The sequence below is a fragment of the Enterobacter sp. RIT637 genome (assembly GCF_019718755.1).
Taxonomy (GTDB): Bacteria; Pseudomonadota; Gammaproteobacteria; order Enterobacterales; family Enterobacteriaceae; genus Enterobacter.
In genome coordinates, this window is record NZ_JAIHAZ010000214.1 from 1 (window position 1) to 507 (window position 507).

Annotated in this window: 1 pseudogene; it reads left to right on the top strand. The window is 45.0% G+C overall.

The window, feature by feature from the left end:
* Positions 1-247 precede the first annotated feature (247 nt).
* Positions 248-507 (top strand): annotated as a pseudogene (locus K5E19_RS24080) (sensor domain-containing phosphodiesterase); the annotation flags it as partial.

Sequence of the window (507 nt, forward strand, 5' to 3'; positions counted from 1 at the left end):
TTCGTTGATGTTATCGATATTAATTCAATAATTTACCGGGCTGATAGAAAACAGAAAACCACCCGAGAAAATTGTAATAATTGGTTTTTTGAATTCATATTCTTGCGTTAGGTCAATTCTTGCGCGGCATTGATCACTAAAATCCTCCCTCCATGGTGTTTTCTCATGAAAATACTGTGCGTCAAAATGTCAGGTTGGATGCCTGTCTGAAATTACCCTATGGATGAAGGGGCTTAACCAGGCGCCTATGAACATTCTCTCTTATTTACAGCAAAACAAAGATCGCTGGTGGGCGCTCCCCCTTCTTTTGCCTGTTATTTTTCTGCCCCTGCTGAACGTTGCGAGCACTTATACCCAGTTAAACGGCGGAAGCATCGTACTCTATTACATGCCGTTGTCGTTTCTGCTCTCCGCTATGCTGTTTTTCGGCCTCGCAGCACTGCCGGGCATCATTCTGGCGCTGTTTTTACGTTACTACGACACGGTCAGCCTCTATGAGACCGTGGC